The organism is Chryseobacterium lactis (genome assembly GCF_003815875.1).
GTDB lineage: Bacteria > Bacteroidota > Bacteroidia > Flavobacteriales > Weeksellaceae > Chryseobacterium > Chryseobacterium lactis.
In genome coordinates, this window is record NZ_CP033924.1 from 4,697,113 (window position 1) to 4,714,030 (window position 16,918).

Below are 16,918 nucleotides of genomic sequence, written 5' to 3' on the forward strand. Positions count from 1 at the left end.
AAAAACCTCACTTGCAAAAAGTAAGGTTATGAACTTTAATATTAAAAATTATTTCTTTTCATCGGAATGGTGCTTATTTTTCTCCCATGCTTCTGAAGCCATTTCCTGGATTTCATCCCAAACATCTTTCGCAGATTTTTGTGTCTGTGTCATAAACCCTTGTTTGGTAGCTTCCTGATTGTTGCTTTTCATATCATTAATGTAATCCTTAACCTGCTGAGAATAGCTTTCAACACTATATCCCGGGTTATTATGCAGATTTTTCTGAATATTACTAAAGTCATGAGAAGACTTGAATCTATTCGTGTCCATAATAATAAAATTTTAAGTGGTTTGGACTTAAATAAGTCCAATTTTCATTCCGAACCTTATTTAAAATTGATTAAAAAAAGTCAAAAAAATATTAAAATCAACAAATCATAGAAGGCAGGTCATTTTGTTTTTCAGACATATCAGTCCATTTAAAAACATTAAAATGATCATGAATAGAGGACAAATGATATTATTGGTTGGTACTTCCCAGCATCGGAACAAACTTATAGGCTCCAAATTCTTCTTTTTCAAATTCTGTAGGACCTACTTTTGTAAAACGGAATAAAACCTGCTCATCCGTAGGACCTAACGGGATTACCATAATACCTCCTACATTCAGCTGTTTCAATAATTCTGTTGGCAAAACCGAAGCTCCGCAGGTCACGATAATTTTATCAAAAGGAGCAAAAGTGGGAAGCCCGGCAAATCCATCACCAAAACTCTGAAACTTTGGAAATAAATGCAGCTCTCTTAATTTCTTTTTGGAAAAATCAAACAAATCTTTCTGCCTTTCTACCGTGTATACATTGGCTTTCATCGCCATCAAAACCGCGGTCTGGTATCCACATCCGGTGCCGATTTCGAGTACTTTTTCTCCGGCTTTTACCTGCAATAATTCCGACTGTTCCGCGACCGTAGAAGGATGAGAAATAGTTTGATGTGCCAGAATCGGGAAAGCCCGGTCTTCGTAGGCAAAATCTTCAAAAATACTTTCGATAAAAAGATGTCTCGGAACTTCACTCATTGCCCGAAGTACATTTTCATCCGAAATTCCAATTCTTTGTCGAAGATATTCAACTAAATTTTTTCTTTTTCCTTTATGTACAAACGAATCACGCATCATTATTTAGATAATAGTTATTAGGGTTACCGCTATAAGTTTTTACAAAAGTAACGAAACAAACTGTATTGATCAACCTAAAGCGTATTCCTTTTCTTCCTTCATTTTTATTTCTTAATTCCATTTTATCACTAAAGGTCCATAGAAATCGCTAAAGGAATTATCAGCGCATCTTTTTCTGACAAAAAAGTTATAGGTTGTCATTTTACTTAATCCGGCATAAATATAACCCGGGGCAATTAAATCTCCATTTAATGGTGGTGCAGAACTCGTCGTCAAAAGTGAAAAGTCATGTATTTTTATAAATGTACATTCACTATATTTACAAAAATTTAATACAGCTATGTTAAAAGCAGGTTTGGTAGGTGCCGGACACTTGGGGAAAATACATTTAAAACTTCTTAATCAATCAGATAGATATGAGTTCGTAGGTTTCCACGATAAAGATGTTGAAAACGGAAAGAAATTAGAAGCCGAATTCGGATATAAATACTTTGAAAATTTTGACGAATTGCTAAATGAGATTGACATGCTTGACATCGTCACTCCAACACTTTATCATTATGATTATGCGTTGAAGGCCATTGAAAAAGGGCTTCATTTTTTCATTGAAAAACCGGTTACCCAAACTCTTGAGCAGGCAGAAGAAATTTTACGTTTGTGCCAGGAAAATAATATCAAGGCACAGGTAGGACATGTTGAGCGATATAACCCCGCTTTTATTGCGACCAAAGAATACATCAACAATCCTATGTTCATAGAAATCCACAGACTAGCCGAGTTTAACCCACGCGGTACTGATGTTTCTGTGGTATTGGATCTGATGATTCATGATTTGGATATCTTATTAAGTATGGCCAAATCTAAAGTTAAAAATATCCATGCAAGCGGTGTATGTGTCGTAAGTAAAACACCTGATATTGCCAACGCAAGGATAGAATTTGAAAACGGATGCGTAGCCAACCTTACCACTTCCAGAATTTCCATGAAAGCGATGAGAAAAAGCAGGTTCTTCCAGAAAGACGCCTATATCTCAGTTGACTTCCTTGAGAAAAAAGCAGAGGTTATCAGAATGAAAGATGCTCCTGAAAACCCTACTCCATTCGATATGATCATTGAAAATGCTGATGGAGAGAAAAACCAGATTCTCTTTGAATACCCGGATATCCAACCGAATAATGCGATCCTTGATGAATTAAACTCTTTTGCAGATGCCATCACAGGAGATAAAAATGTAGAGGTTTCTCTTGAAGACGGAACTGAAGCGTTGAAAATAGCTTTAAAGATTATGAAGCTGATCAGCTAAAAATAAAAACAAGCTGTTTTCTTGAGCAGCAATCATTACAGTGCTATCTTATAATCAAAAGAAAAATGATTATGAGATAGCATTTTTTATTAAACCTTCTTGCTAAACAGTAAGTAACTATTGATTTAATAAGAGAAAATCTTTTTTAAAACAAAAAAAGCAATATATTTGAGAAACAATTCAATAAACGATTGAGAGATTTTGTTGTACATACCCAATGGATTCCTGGTAAAATAAGTAGTCTGAATGTAGATTCTCACTATGATGTGGCCGTCCATTATGATTAAATTCTAACTATTACTTCTTATTATTTAAAATTAAAACCACTATGAAAAGAGTCATTCTATTATCCGCTTTATTATTGTCCCAATTTGGGACGTCACAGTTATTAAAAACTTCGGGACAAAAAATAATTAATGATAAGGGTGAAAATATCCAATTGAGAGGTTTAGGATTGGGTGGATGGATGCTTCAGGAAGGCTATATGCTAAAAACGGCAGATTTTGCAGGCCCACAATATAAAATTAAGGAAAAGATCGCTGAACTGATAGGTGAAGACGGAATGAATAATTTCTACAAAGCCTATCTGAAAAACGGAATTACAAAACAGGATATTGATTTTTTAGCAAAAGCAGGATTCAACTCTATCAGGCTTCCTATGCACTACAACCTGTATACGCTCTCTATAGAAAAAGAGCCTGTAAAGGGTAACGATACGTGGTTGAATGAAGGTTTTAAAATGACCGATGATTTACTTCAATGGTGTAAAGACAACAAAATTTATCTGATCCTTGATCTTCATGCTGCTCCCGGCGGCCAGGGAAATGATGCCAATATCTCCGATAATGACAAATCCAAACCTTCACTTTGGGAAAGCCAAGAAAATCAAAGAAAAACTGTTGCTCTTTGGAAGAAACTTGCAGAACGGTATAAAAATGAACCATGGATCGGCGGATATGATATTATCAATGAGCCTAATATTAATTTCACCGGAAAGAACCCCAACGGTACAGACGAAACGTCGAATGCTCCTCTTTGGAAATTACAAAAGGATATCACTGACGCTATTCGGGAAGTTGATCAGAAGCATATTATTTTCATTGAAGGAAACGGCTGGGGCAATAACTACAACGGCCTGATATCGATCTGGGACAAAAATATGGCATTCAGCTTTCATAAATACTGGAATTACAATGACGATAAAACGATACAGTTTGCCTTGGATCTAAGGGAAAAACACAATATGCCGATCTGGCTTGGGGAAACGGGAGAAAATTCCAATGTGTGGTTTACAGAGCTCATTCAACTGCTAGATAAGCATAATATCGGATATGCTTTCTGGCCTATGAAAAAGATCGATAATATTGCAGGAATTACCAATGTGAAAACGACTCCTGAGTATGAAAAGCTACTGGAATACTGGACAAAAGGAGGTGAAAAGCCATCTAAAGAGTATGCTTCAAAAGCGTTGATGAAAATTGCCGACAACTATAAATTCAGCAATACGGAGGTTAAAAATGATGTGATTGATGCAATGTTCAGACAGGTTACGGACGCTTCTACCCTGCCATTCAAAAACCATCAGATTCCGGGCAGAATATTTGCGTCAGAATATGATCTTGGAAGGATAGGTGCCGCTTATCAGGATAAAGATTTTATTAACCTTTGGGTGAGTGATCCTGCTAAAAGATCGGAATGGAATTCCGGGCAGCAGATGAGAAATGACGGCGTAGATATTTATAAGTGTCATGATAAAATAACCAATCAATATTACGTCGGCAAAACTGAGACTGGTGAGTGGCTTCAATATACATTTACCACTAAAGCAGGCAAAAATTACAGTTTTGACATCAGATATTCTGCGCAGAAAGATTCAAAAATAAGAATTGAAACTGCTGCAGGAAAGTCTCTGGCATCTGTATCGTTAAGTGCTACCGGAGGAGATGAAAACTGGAAAACGATCTCCGTGAAAGATGTACCTCTTCAAAAAGGAGAAAACAAAATCAGAATTATTTTTGAAAATGACGGACTAAACCTGAATTATTTTGAAGTGAAATAACAATAAATATCTTAAATTGCAAATCCCTTTTAGAAGCCTAAAAGGGATTTCTTTTAACTCTATTACTATGAAAAAAATAACATTTTTACTTCTTTTGGTTTCAGCATTTGCTTCGGCTCAGAAATCAACACTGGATCAAAAAATCAATTCAATAATCAAGGATAAAAAAGCTACCGTGGGCGTATCTGTTCTTGGTTTTGAAAATAATTTCAAATACAGCAAAAACGGAGACAAAAAGCTTCCTTTACTAAGTGTCTTTAAGTTCCACCTGGCCAGTACCGTTTTGGATATGGTGGATAAAGGCAAGTTTTCAGCAGATCAGAAATTTTTAATGAAAAAAACGGATTTACTTGAAGATACATGGTCGCCGCTGCGCGAAAAATATCCTGATGGAAATATTGAACTTTCTTTAGAAGAAATTCTCACCTACACAGTTGCTCAAAGTGACAATAATACCTGTGATTTTCTTTTACGACTTATAGGAGGTCCACAAACCGTCCAGAATTTCATGAATTCTAAAGGAGTAAAAAACCTTCAGATCAAATACAATGAAGATGATATGCATAGAGACTGGAAGAATCAATATGGCAATTCCGGCACAACCAATTCTTCAGTTGAGCTCTTAAAAAAATTCTATGACGGAAAGCTGATTTCTAAAAAATCTACCGATCTCTTGATGCAGATTATGATTGGTACAACAACAGGAACCAATAAAATTGTTGAGCAACTACCCAAAGGCACCCCGGTTGCCCACAAAACAGGCTCTTCAGGAAAGCCAGATGGCGTTCTTACTGTAGCAGAAAACGACATGGGAATTATTACGCTTCCGAACGGAAAACATTATGCAATTGCTGTATTTGTAAACAATTCTACAGAAACAGAAAAAGTGAATACGAGAATGGTTTCCGATATTTCCAAGATCGTTTGGGATAATTTTAATAAGTAAAATATTAAGCTTAATTTTAGCGCTGAGAATTGAGTACATACTCAATCAAATTCATGAACATGAAAAAAGTAGTATTAGTAACGGCTTTATTGTCTTTCGCATTCTTTTATTCACAGAAGAATCAAAATTATTTGCAAATCACCTACGGAAGTGTTTGCTGCGGGCCGCCTTCTGAAAAACCTGTCATCGGCTATCTGAAAGAGTTTAAAAAGAAAAACCATATCAAAAGTCTGGAAATATTAATCCAAAGAGGATTAGGCAGAGAAGGTGAATACAACCTCTACGTAGGTACCGATTTTCTCACCAAAAATCAAAAAAGCAGGCTCGTGAGAGGTCTTATGGCAGCAGTTTCTAATCAGAACAACGACAAACCACAAAGCAGCAAAGGAAATGTTTTCTTTGATTCTACGAGTGTTGTCTCTCAATCTGATCTTACAAATGCTAAGAATTTAACTATCTATAAAAAATAAAGGAAAAATGATTAAAAACATTGTAGTTATTGGGGCTGGAACCATGGGTAATGGTATTGCACATACTTTCGCACAAAGCGGATTTAAAGTAAATCTTGTGGATGTATCACAGGAAGCTTTAGATAAGGGTTTGAAAACTATTACCACCAATCTTGACAGAATAATTGCAAAGGGAAACCTTACAGAAGAGCAAAAAGCTGAAACTTTAGGAAATATTACTACTTTCACAGCATTGAATGACGCTGTAGGAACGGCAGATCTTATTGTAGAAGCTGCTACTGAAAATATGGACCTGAAGTTAAAAATCTTCGGTCAAATGGATCAATTGGCTCCGGCAGGTTGCATCCTGGCTACCAATACGTCTTCGATCTCGATTACTAAAATTGCTGCAGCAACTAAAAGAGCAGATAAAGTAATCGGAATGCACTTTATGAACCCTGTGCCTATCATGAAGCTGGTAGAAATCATCAAAGGATATTCTACTTCTAAAGAGACATTTGATGCCATCTACGAAATGAGTAAAACGCTAGGAAAAGTTCCTGTAGAAGTGAACGATTATCCAGGTTTTGTAGCGAACAGAATTTTAATGCCGATGATCAACGAATCTATTGAAACGCTCTACAATGGTGTGGCGGGTGTAGAGGAAATTGATACGGTAATGAAATTAGGAATGGCTCATCCGATGGGACCACTTCAGTTGGCCGACTTTATCGGACTTGATGTATGTCTTGCTATTCTGAATGTGATGTATGACGGTTTCAAAAATCCAAAATACGCTCCGAACCCATTGCTTGTAAACATGGTTATGGCAGGAAAACTGGGTGTAAAATCAGGAGAAGGGTTTTACGATTATTCTGAAAGCAAAAAAGCTGAAAAAGTTTCAAAAATGTTTTTGAAGTCATCTTAAGTCAATAATTTTATTTATCTTTGAGCAAGTTAAAACATTAAAAAAATGAAATTACCAAAGTTTTTATTAGCAGATAATTCGGAATTTCCAGAAGATTTATTCGTAGTTCACACAGAATATCCAAGATTTATCTTAAACGTTGAGGAAGAAGAAGTTGAGTGGTTAGATGATCTTGAGGGTGACGATGAAGAAACGATGGCAGACGAGGCTACGAAAGTGGTAGAAGCAGCATTCAAATGGTGCGACGAGGAGCTGGCTAAATATGACGAAGAAGAGGAAGATTAATCAATCAATCAACAACACTCTAAAACATAAAAAAGGAACTCAATTGAGTTCCTTTTGTTTTATTCTGCCTTATTGAATTTCAATAATAAAAGATTGTCTTTGTACAATTCTAAAGTATTTCCGGAAATCACATACTTATTGGCTTTCCCCATCATATCCATAAAGTTCTGCTCTACCCCGATGTTATTACACATCATTTTGGTAGATCCCATCTGACCTGCAGAGAAATCTCCTGTAGACGGATCTATTTTAGCGGTTCCGAAGTAGTTATTACAACCTGCATTACCTGTGATCTTTTCTCCTTCAATATTCAATGTCGGAATTTTTCCTTTTACATTGTCAGCCAACGTCCACTTTGTATTGACAAGCGCCGGTTGAGCTTTTCCTACTTTAGACGCAGATGGACTAGTCATTGATCCGCAAGATGCTAAAACCGCTGCCGCACATATACTTAAAAAAAGATTTTTCATTTTTTTCTTTTTGAATTCATCCAAATTTACGGAAATAATATTATTTAAACGGGTTGTCATGAATTTTATTATTCTTTAACACTCTATAGTTTGAATATTTTCCACTCCAATTTTAAGCACTAATGACACTAATGCTTTTCACAAATAAACACAAAAGTGTTGGGAAAATGCTGGTCGCAAAGAAGGTCATAAATCTTAAGACAAAATCAGAGTTATCCGATTGAATGAAATAATAAATGATACAGACAAACATTGTCATTTCGTAGGAATCCAAACCCTTACCAGACCTTCATTACCATTACTAAATAGCTCGTAAAGCTCACTCCCTAAGATTGATCCGTATAAATATTTATAAACAAAAAAAAACGGACTTTAAAAAAGCCCGTTTCAATATATCTGTCATCTTATATCATTAAGATCTTAATTCTGCATTGAATTCTTTCTGGAAAGATTTAATCAAAGAATCCATTACTTCTGTGATTTCCTTTTCTTCAAGGGTTTTCTCTTCGTTTAATAATTCAAAGCTCATAGCGTATGACTTCTTACCTTCAGGAAGGTTTTTGCCCTCATATACATCAAACAGGTTAATACTTTTGATGAATGGAGACTTGTTCTTTTTTGCAATCTGATATAAATCTTCGTAGTTTACATTCTTATCAATCAATAATGCAAGGTCTCTCCTGATTTTATTGAACTTCGGAATGTCTTTAAACTTCAATTCATTCTTAGCACGTAATTCCTGTGCAAATTCCAGCTCAATTTCAGCATAGAAGCAATCCTGATCAATATCAAAGTCTTTTAATAATGCAGGAGCCACTTTTCCGATTCTTACCAACGCTTTTCCATCAGCTTCATATACCAAAGCATCGGAGAATCTTTCGTCAGATAAAGCAACCTCTTTATAATTGATAGCCAGTCTTTCCAATAAAACTTTTACATAAGCTTTAAGGTTATAAAAACTTACAGCAGATTTTGGCTGCAACCAGTTTTCAGCAACATCTCTCCCGGAAATAAGAATGGCTAATTGCTTTCTTTCTTCATATTTATCTCTCTTGTGATAAATTTTTCCGAATTCGAAGAACTTAATATCCTGATTCTTTCTGTTGATATTATAAACTGTATTCTGAAGAAGCCCTTCCAATAAAGACTTTCTCATGAATGCAAGGTCATTACTTAACGGATTCAATAATTTTACAGCATCTGTTTCATCTTTTACAGAAGTCAATGAGTTGTTCATTACTTCGTTGAATCCAAGACTTTGTAAATTTCTCGCCCATGTATTTTCCAGCTCATCCTGATCGTTTGCACTCAGTTTTACAGGAGTAAACGAAATCTTTTGTGGAGCATCTATTTTGTTGTATCCGTAGATTCTAAGAATCTCTTCAATAACGTCGATTTCTCTTGTTACATCTGCTCTGTAAGCAGGTACAGAGATTTCAAAACCATTAGGAATTTCATTTAAAACCTGAATTTCCAAAGCTTTTAATATTTCTTTTACTTTTTCTCTGTGAATTTTTGTTCCTAAAATCTGTTCTATTTTAGAAAATCTCAGGATCACATAGTTATCTTCAATTTTCTTAGGATATTCTTCCAACAACTCTCCTACCAGCTTTCCTTCAGTGATTTCCTGAATCAGTTTAATAGCATGAGTAATGGCTGTTCTTGTAAGATTAGGATCTACACCTCTTTCAAATCTGAAAGAAGCATCTGTATTTAAGCCGTGTGCTTTAGCACCTTTTCTTACTGCAATCGGATTGAAATAAGCGCTTTCCAGGAATACTGTTTTTGTTGTTTCAGATACCCCTGAATTTTGTCCACCAAAAACTCCTGCAATACACATCGGGTTATCTTTTCCATCTTTGATCATGATTTCTGAACCGTTCAATGTTCTTTCTACTCCGTCCAAAGTTGTGAATTTTGTTCCCGCTTTTACAACGCCAACTTTCACCTTTTTGTCTGCAATTTTATCTGCATCAAATGCGTGAAGAGGCTGTCCGTACCCGTGAAGAATATAGTTGGTAATATCTACAACATTATTGATAGGGCTTAGTCCGATTGCTTTCAAACGGTCTTTCAACCAGGATGGAGATTCTGCAACTTTTACCCCTTCAATTACCGCTCCGATATATCTTGGACAAAGCTCTGCATCTTCAATTTCAAGTTTGAAATCATGTGAACCTTCACTATTTAAAGCTTCGGATGCTACTTTATTAAACTGAGATTTCAACTGGTTGGTAGAAAGGTAAGCATGAAGATCTCTTGCAACCCCATAATGAGACATAGCGTCTGTTCTGTTTGGCGTTAAACCAATTTCAAAAACCTCATCATTTGTTAATTCAAAATAATCGGCAAAGTTTTTTCCTACTTCATATTTCGTTTCATCCAGCACCATGATTCCACCGTGATCTTCGCTAAGGCCCAGCTCATCTTCTGCACAGATCATTCCCTGAGAAACCTCGCTTCTGATCTTTGCTTCTTTAATTTCAAAAAAGCCTCCGGTTTTATCATAGATTTTAGTTCCGACAACTGCTACAGGCACTGTTTGTCCTGCTTCCACATTAGGAGCTCCGCAGACGATATTCAACACTTTTCCGTTTCCTACATCTACAGTGGTCTTCTTCAGTTTATCGGCATTCGGATGTTTCTCACAGGTTAATACTTTACCTACAACTATTCCTTCCAGACTACCTTTTACACTTTCAAATTTATCTATCCCTTCAACTTCAAGACCTATATCTGTAAGAAACTCACCGATTCTTTCAGTTTTCAATTCCGTTTTTACAAAGTCCTTCAGCCAGTTGTTTGATATTTTCATCCGATAATTTTATTTTTTCTAAAGCCAGAGGTCACCTTCACGGTTTCATCTGATATATTTTCAAAAATTTATTTGAATTTTGCACGATTATAGTCGTACAGTTTTAAGCGTACAAATGTCGGGTTTTTTTGAGAAATACAGAAATTTACAGGCAACTTTAAGATAATAAATTTTCGTTAATTATAGTTTCACAAATCATCAGATGAGAATGTTGTTCTCTTGTATTTTAGCAAAAAAAGTACAAGATTAAAGAGAATAAATTACTGTAATGGTTTAACGACCTTTTTGAGGCTATCTGAAAACAGCAGAAGCCCTCCAGCCATCATGATGATATCTTTCAATACCAGACGCCCTGCTCCCGACAGATAAGGAAATCCGTATTGAGGGGTCGGATAATCACCACCCAGATTGGGCACATATACTTCCGGCGTAGTGACCAGGAATGATAAGGTTACGAATGACATTAAAAACGTCAAAGCGCCACCAATAGCTCCCAATTTAGGAAACCAGATGCCCAAAACCACCAAGATACCAATCACAAGAATCATTGTCCCCAAGCCATATGAAAACAAATAGGTACCGTTTTCTTTATGCCAATTGATGTTTTTCTGTACTACTTTTCCTTCCGGATTTTTATATAAATTATATTCTGCAACCAGTTTTTGATCTTCGTTAAAAACCTTATTCTCTGCATTTTTATAAAAAAAGCTCATGAACGGACTATTGGCTACAAAAGGAACAATTCCCTCGGCTTCATATTGAAATGCTTTAAGCCCGCCAATCCAGGCCATGACTACGAATATTGAGATTCTAAGGAAATTAAGGAAATAGGTGTCCCATTTTAATAAACTGTTGTACAATTTAGTGTTTTGCATATGATTAACTTTTTTACAAAGGTATTCACATGCTCAGCGCATAACCATAGATATTTAAGGACATTACATGGACATTTTCGCCACCACTGAAATCCCCACTTTTTCTCTATAATTTTTTGGAGAACATCCGACTGACTTCTTAAAATACCGGCTAAAGTAGAATTCATCAGTAAATCCCAATTCTGAAGCAATTTCTTTTACCGAACGATAGGTTAAGTGCAGCAATTTTTTAGATTCCAGGATAATTCTTTCATTGATCAACTGAGTAGGTGTTTTGGCAAATTCCTTTTTAACTGCCTTGCTTAAAGTATTGTTGGTGATATTTAGTTTATCACTATAAAATGAAAGCTCTTTTTCATTTCTGAAATGAGCTTCCAACAATTTCTGAAATTCAACCGCGTTTTTATTCGGTAGTTTTTCATTGGAAACAGAACTGCTGCTCAAACCACTTTTCTGTTTACTGCAAATCGCAAGAATCAGTTGGATATAGGTCTTGATGATCGATTCGGAAAACTGGTGCTTTTCAGATTCTTCTTTTTTGATATAACTAAAAAGTTCTAAAATATATACATAGTTCTCTCTAGTAAGCTCAATTCCAGGATTTAAATAAATATTATTGAAAAGAAGTCCGTTGCAGGCTACTTCCTCTTTATGGTATTCAATACAGTAATAGTCTCCATGAAAAAGAAGCACGGAAACCTCCTCATCAGATTTTGAAGACAGTTTCAGTTTTTGATAGGGCGATAAAAATAAGATTGTATAGCCTTCGTAAGAATAATTGATATCATCCACAGAAAATACACCGGAACCTTTCCATACCACAATGCTGTAATTTTCAGTAGTAAGCTCTGAAGGAAAATCTGAGATGTGACAGGATTGTATTTTTACTTCCATAATCAGGTGAAGAATCAGTACAAAAATCGGAAAAATATATTTTCTTAAACACAAACAGCACAACTATTTTCACGAATAACACTATTTAATATTTAGTCCAATCTATAAGTAGTTGTGATATTTGTGCAATTCATTAGTGTAATTTGTGTTTAATCTTGTTCTGACGCTATTTGAACCATTAAGTCTTTTTAAGTGATTAAGAAAAATTAAGAGATAGCTGAAGCTATTTTTCAGATGTTTCCTTTATTCACCTTTGATGTAGCTTAATTTTTCTTACTATTTTGACTTTTCTTAATGGTTTTAATTAAAAAAACAAAAGCCGGAAAATTAATTCCAGCTTCTATTTTGTATTGAATTCTTAATCTTACAATCCGATTACCGGCATTGATAACATTAAGATGTTTTCGTTTTCTTCAAGACCATCAAGAGGCTCAATGATCCCCGGTCTGTTAGGTTGAGACATTTTCATTGTGATATCATCGGACCCTAAAATCGTTAACATCTCTGTTAAAAATTTTGAGCTGAATCCAATATTGATATCTTCTCCGTTGTAGTCACAAGGAATCTGCATATCTGCTTTGTTTGCGTATTCAGTATCTTCTGCATGAAGGTGAAGAATATTTCCTGAAAGCTTAAATCTTACCTGGTTGGTAGATTTATTAGACATGATCGAAGCTCTTTTGATTGCTCCCAACAAAAGGTTTCTGTTGATCGTCAATACATTTGGATTTTCCTTTGGAATTACCGCTGTATAGTTCGGGTATTTTCCGTCAATCAGTCTACAGATCCAGATATGTTTATCAAAAGTAAACTTAGCCATATTCTCATTGAAGTCGATTCTCACTTCTTCATTGGAACTTGCCAGGATATTTTTGAAAATGTTCAAAGGTTTTTTAGGCATGATGAATTCCATAGGTTCGGCATTCATCAGGTCTGCTCTTTTATACACTACCAATCTGTGAGAATCTGTAGAAACGAAATTGGTTTCATTTTCTCCAAACTGGAACAGAACGCCTGTCATTACAGGGCGAAGAGAGTCGTTACTTGTAGCAAAAAGGGTATTGGTAAGCGCTTCAGACAATACTCCAGCCGGCATGATTACGCTTTGTGAGGCGTCAAATTCAGGCAATTCAGGATAGTCATCAGCATTATCTAATGCTACTGCGAAATTGTCTTTTTCATCTAAAATCTCAAGCTGACTTCCCGTTCCTTCTGCATTGTCCTTTACAACAAATGTAAGAGGTTGTTCGCCATATGTCTTGATAAAATCCTGAAAAATTTTAGCAGGAACAGCAAATTTACCTGAGTCATCAGACTTCACCTCCAAAGAAGTTACAAGAGTCGTCTCGCCGTCAGATGCTGTAATGGTAACATTATTTCCGTCTAGTTCAAAAAGATAGTTTTCTAAAATCGGTCTCGATTGAGAGCTTGATATTACGCCACTTACAGTTTGCAAAGCCTTCTGCAGTTCACCACTTGAAATAATAAATTTCATAGATTTAAAAATAAGTTTCTACAAATATAATAAATAGATATAACAAAGAAAAAAATAATCTTGAGGAGTTTTTAACAAACATCATTAATCTGTTTTGAGACTTGATATTATGTTCATGTTTCGATAGTCATTTATTCTGACATCAAAAATATCGGCTGTATAGTAATTTGCCGTTACTTTTTTGTTCAATAAAGAGCTATATTCCTTCGGTAAATCCAGGTTGGATTCTATGCCGGTTACCCAATTTAATTTTTTCAAATTTTTATTTTCGTCCATCAGATAGAATACCACAAAATTTTCTTTTTCAATTTTTGTAATGGTTCCTTTGAGGACAAAATCTTTCTGCTCCTTCGATGGTGACTCACCATTTTTTATAAAATCTGAAAAGGTATCTGAACATTCTGTCATCATCATCAATGACAGATTTTGAAAAAACCGATCTGCCTCCGGACTTTCATCCGCTCCTAAACTTGTTGTGTCAATATTGTAATCCCGTTTCAATTCTTTGGTGTAGGGCATTGCAGATTTTATGACGCAAAGACCAAATTGGGTGTTTACCTCTTTAGGACTGAGATTTTTATTTTTCATTTCTGCAGTACACTCGCATGAAGCTTTCGCTATTTTCTGTTTATAATCCTGCGAAAAGGCTGAAAACGAAAGAAAAATAAGCAGTAATAATGATAGTTTTCTTTTCATAGTTAATATTGTATTCCAAATATAGGAGATAGCCACTGACAATCAAAAACAAAAACTATCTTTGTTAAAAATAAAAAATCATGCACAAACCTCCTATCCATAAAAGTTTTCTGAATGCTTTCCGGGGAGTTTTTGTGATGATCAAAACAGAAAGAAATTTTCAGATTGAGCTTCTGGCTTTTCTTGTCAATGTAATTCTGATTTTTTATTTAAAACTTTCTTCCGTTGATGCGGCTCTTATTCTTTTCGTTTCATTTGCTGTGTTAAGTGCTGAAATTTTCAACACAGCGATTGAAAAGATATGTGATATTATCCAACCGGATTTTGATAAAAGAATCGGCTTCATTAAGGATATTGCTGCCGGAGCGGTTGTACTAATGGCAATTGCCTCGGTTATTGTCGGAATTCTTGTGTATTGGAAGTATATTTTTTAACCACCCCGTCAAATATGAGATTTGACACCCCTCCGGAGGAGGGGAATATTACGTCTTCAATTCAAAGCTTGTGAGAGTACAATATTGTTTTTGTGTTATTGTACGGCAATCAAAATATCTACTTCTGCATCTTGTGGATTTTGTGCCTTTTCTCCATATACTTCAAAATCTGCAGTAAATATTCTCCCCATATCGGCTTGCCATATTTTCAGCCATTCATTAATTACCAACCCTTCTGCCAGGTTTCCTTTTGCGGTGAGCTTTACATAATTTCCTCCATCAAAAGACTTTCCTATCATTCCTTCAGGAATATTTTCAAGACTATTTACCTTACATCCTAACAGTGTGGTATAAGGCTTTGTGTGATCCTTTTCATACTCTGTATAAATGGAATAAACGGTATTGTCAATTTTATGTGGGATATTCTCCAGCACATTTTCTTTCATGAATTTCTCCCATAGTCCCGGAATATCCTTTGCGGCCTGTTCATTCTCATTGGTGGTTCTTACTGCAATTCCTATTACCTTAAACGGTTCTACTTTGACATTGTTCATTTCTTTATTTTTTGTTCCACGCCAAAGATAGAGGGAAGTTGTGACAACTGTTTGTCAGGAGAGATTGTTAAGGTGAATGATAAATGATAATTGATAATTGACGATTGATAGATTATTTTATGTTTTGGCTAAAGCCTTTTTCAATTGAGGTTGATATTAAGAAGATGAAGCACAATATGCATAAAGCTTTATAAATATTTTTCAATGATTGGGATTGCGATTTCGGCCATCATTCCATAGCCTTTTTCATTCGGGTGAACGCCGTCCGCAGAAAGTAAAAACTCTTTATCTTTCAGAAATGCTGTGTGGAAATCAATATATACCAGAGCGTATTCTGCTGCCAGATCTTTGAGAATCTTATTATAAACAACAACTTCTTCATTGGTTCTTAATTTTCCTGATCCCACCACTACTCCATCTATTTTTTGAGAAACAGGAAGAATACTTACCAGATAAATATCATTGGAAAACGGCTTTACCTGCTGAATTGCAGCTTTTATATTATTTTTAAAAGTTTCAGGATTTACGATATGAGCACCGTCTTTTATGGCAAGATCATTAGCTCCGTAGCCCAAAAAAACTAAATTCCCGTCCTGAGAATTTCTTGCACTGAGATCATGAGGCAGTCGCTTCAACAATCCTTCGGTACTTTCTCCTCCAATTCCTAAATTGAAAAGGATTAATTCATCCCCATTTCCTTCATGAAACTTTTGGAGTGCATATCTTTTCAGAATATCAACCCAACCTCCAAAAACGCCATCATATTCTCCATACGTTATACTGTCCCCAAAGAACAGTCCATACACTATTTTCTTCATTCAATTAATTCTTTTGTTTTTTTGATCTTAACTCTTCATAATCCAGAGATTAAAATATTTTTCAAAGTAAAATAAAATCTACCGAATCCAGCTAATCTGCGAAAGATTTTTTACCATAGAATTGTGTTGAAAGAATTTTGAACCCTTAAGAGTTTTTAAGCAATGAGTTAAATATTCATCTTTGATGAACCCTAATGGTTTAAATTCTGTTTATTTTTTACGCAAAGGATTTATTATCATTCCGTAGATTTCAGGAAGCAAAGGTGCAATCAACAAGTTGATTAGATAAAGCAGGCTGTAGAGTATTGAAAATAGTGAATTATTACTGTTCGAAATTTTCACTCATTACTCATCAATCCAACGTCAAAATAATATTCTTGTGTGATTCGATAATTTCTATCAGAATATCAAACAATGTTTGTCCTTTCCCTTCGTTCAAATCATTCAGTTTTTGCTGAATCAGCTCTATGTTAAAAGGTTTCCCCTGTTTGATTTTATTTTCATAAAATTCCTGAGTTACCTTTAAACCGAGATCTTCTCTTGATTTTTCTGATTCTTTCCAAAGAATTTCAATTTCTTCATGATTTTCAAAAACTCCGAAACCTCCGTACAAGATATCATCAAAGCCATCCAGCGTTCCCACTTTCCAGTCTGTATCTTTCATCAGAATTTCAGAAGCTTCTTCATAGAAACCTTCTAAAGATGAAAAATGACCGCCATGAATGACGATCATTTTTCTAT

The 16,918-nt window shown here is 35.2% G+C and carries 18 protein-coding genes; 7 read left to right on the forward strand and 11 right to left on the reverse strand.

What is annotated here, in order from left to right; translation table 11 throughout:
* Positions 1–48 precede the first annotated feature (48 nt).
* Positions 49–312 (reverse strand): prevent-host-death protein, encoded by a 264-nt coding sequence (locus tag EG342_RS21015; RefSeq protein WP_103289510.1) that lies wholly within the window; start codon positions 310–312, stop codon positions 49–51.
* 190 nt (positions 313–502) lie between these two features.
* Positions 503–1,153 (reverse strand): protein-L-isoaspartate(D-aspartate) O-methyltransferase, encoded by a 651-nt coding sequence (locus tag EG342_RS21020; RefSeq protein ID WP_103289512.1) that lies wholly within the window; start codon positions 1,151–1,153, stop codon positions 503–505.
* Between the two features lie 343 nt (positions 1,154–1,496).
* On the opposite strand from EG342_RS21020, the gene EG342_RS21025 reads away from it, so the two are divergent.
* The 6 genes from EG342_RS21025 (at position 1,497) to EG342_RS21050 (ending at position 7,126) form a co-directional block, all read left to right on the forward strand.
* Positions 1,497–2,459, forward strand: coding sequence for a Gfo/Idh/MocA family protein (locus EG342_RS21025; protein WP_103289514.1), 963 nt, complete (start codon positions 1,497–1,499; stop codon positions 2,457–2,459).
* Positions 2,460–2,787: 328 nt separating this feature from the next.
* Positions 2,788–4,518 (forward strand): cellulase family glycosylhydrolase, encoded by a 1,731-nt coding sequence (locus tag EG342_RS21030; protein WP_103289517.1) that lies wholly within the window; start codon positions 2,788–2,790, stop codon positions 4,516–4,518.
* 67 nt (positions 4,519–4,585) lie between these two features.
* A complete protein-coding gene (bla-A, locus tag EG342_RS21035; RefSeq protein WP_103289519.1) occupies positions 4,586–5,464 on the forward strand; it encodes a CGA/CIA family class A beta-lactamase in 879 nt (292 codons plus the stop codon).
* A gap of 59 nt (positions 5,465–5,523) precedes the next feature.
* Positions 5,524–5,934: a hypothetical protein gene (locus EG342_RS21040; RefSeq protein ID WP_103290462.1), complete on the forward strand. Its 411-nt coding sequence runs from the start codon at positions 5,524–5,526 to the stop codon at positions 5,932–5,934.
* 10 nt (positions 5,935–5,944) lie between these two features.
* Positions 5,945–6,841, forward strand: a complete 897-nt coding sequence (locus EG342_RS21045) for a 3-hydroxybutyryl-CoA dehydrogenase (RefSeq protein WP_185126888.1) — start codon at positions 5,945–5,947, stop codon at positions 6,839–6,841.
* 45 nt (positions 6,842–6,886) lie between these two features.
* Positions 6,887–7,126, forward strand: coding sequence for a hypothetical protein (locus EG342_RS21050; RefSeq protein ID WP_002977986.1), 240 nt, complete (start codon positions 6,887–6,889; stop codon positions 7,124–7,126).
* A gap of 59 nt (positions 7,127–7,185) precedes the next feature.
* Here the strand turns inward: EG342_RS21050 and EG342_RS21055 are convergent, their stop codons facing one another.
* The 6 genes from EG342_RS21055 to EG342_RS21080 all read right to left on the reverse strand — a co-directional run bounded on the left by EG342_RS21055 (position 7,186) and on the right by EG342_RS21080 (position 14,371).
* On the reverse strand, positions 7,186–7,596 hold the full coding sequence (locus EG342_RS21055) for an META domain-containing protein (protein ID WP_103290465.1): 411 nt from the start codon (positions 7,594–7,596) through the stop codon (positions 7,186–7,188).
* Between the two features lie 412 nt (positions 7,597–8,008).
* Positions 8,009–10,411 carry a phenylalanine--tRNA ligase subunit beta gene (gene pheT / locus EG342_RS21060; RefSeq protein ID WP_103289525.1) on the reverse strand — a complete coding sequence of 801 codons (2,403 nt, stop codon included), beginning with the start codon at positions 10,409–10,411 and terminating at the stop codon, positions 8,009–8,011.
* Positions 10,412–10,671: 260 nt separating this feature from the next.
* The gene (locus EG342_RS21065) at positions 10,672–11,286 is read right to left on the reverse strand and encodes a DUF417 family protein (protein ID WP_103289527.1); all 615 of its coding nucleotides are present in this window, start codon (positions 11,284–11,286) and stop codon (positions 10,672–10,674) included.
* A gap of 63 nt (positions 11,287–11,349) precedes the next feature.
* Positions 11,350–12,234, reverse strand: a complete 885-nt coding sequence (locus EG342_RS21070; protein WP_246008677.1) for an AraC family transcriptional regulator — start codon at positions 12,232–12,234, stop codon at positions 11,350–11,352.
* A gap of 310 nt (positions 12,235–12,544) precedes the next feature.
* The gene (gene dnaN / locus EG342_RS21075) at positions 12,545–13,675 is read right to left on the reverse strand and encodes a DNA polymerase III subunit beta (RefSeq protein WP_103289532.1); all 1,131 of its coding nucleotides are present in this window, start codon (positions 13,673–13,675) and stop codon (positions 12,545–12,547) included.
* A gap of 84 nt (positions 13,676–13,759) precedes the next feature.
* Positions 13,760–14,371: a hypothetical protein gene (locus tag EG342_RS21080; protein ID WP_103289534.1), complete on the reverse strand. Its 612-nt coding sequence runs from the start codon at positions 14,369–14,371 to the stop codon at positions 13,760–13,762.
* An 80-nt stretch (positions 14,372–14,451) separates the two neighbouring features.
* Here EG342_RS21080 and EG342_RS21085 point away from each other — a divergent pair, with 80 nt between their 5' ends.
* Positions 14,452–14,805, forward strand: a complete 354-nt coding sequence (locus EG342_RS21085; RefSeq protein ID WP_103289536.1) for a diacylglycerol kinase family protein — start codon at positions 14,452–14,454, stop codon at positions 14,803–14,805.
* 95 nt (positions 14,806–14,900) lie between these two features.
* On the opposite strand, the gene EG342_RS21090 is transcribed toward EG342_RS21085, so the two are convergent.
* The 3 genes from EG342_RS21090 to EG342_RS21100 all read right to left on the reverse strand — a co-directional run bounded on the left by EG342_RS21090 (position 14,901) and on the right by EG342_RS21100 (position 16,910).
* Complete coding sequence (locus EG342_RS21090; RefSeq protein WP_103289538.1) at positions 14,901–15,359, reverse strand: GyrI-like domain-containing protein; 459 nt, start codon at positions 15,357–15,359, stop codon at positions 14,901–14,903.
* 188 nt (positions 15,360–15,547) lie between these two features.
* Complete coding sequence (locus tag EG342_RS21095) at positions 15,548–16,177, reverse strand: SGNH/GDSL hydrolase family protein (RefSeq protein WP_103289540.1); 630 nt, start codon at positions 16,175–16,177, stop codon at positions 15,548–15,550.
* A 352-nt stretch (positions 16,178–16,529) separates the two neighbouring features.
* On the reverse strand, positions 16,530–16,910 hold the full coding sequence (locus EG342_RS21100; RefSeq protein WP_246008678.1) for a barstar family protein: 381 nt from the start codon (positions 16,908–16,910) through the stop codon (positions 16,530–16,532).
* Positions 16,911–16,918: the final 8 nt, after the last annotated feature.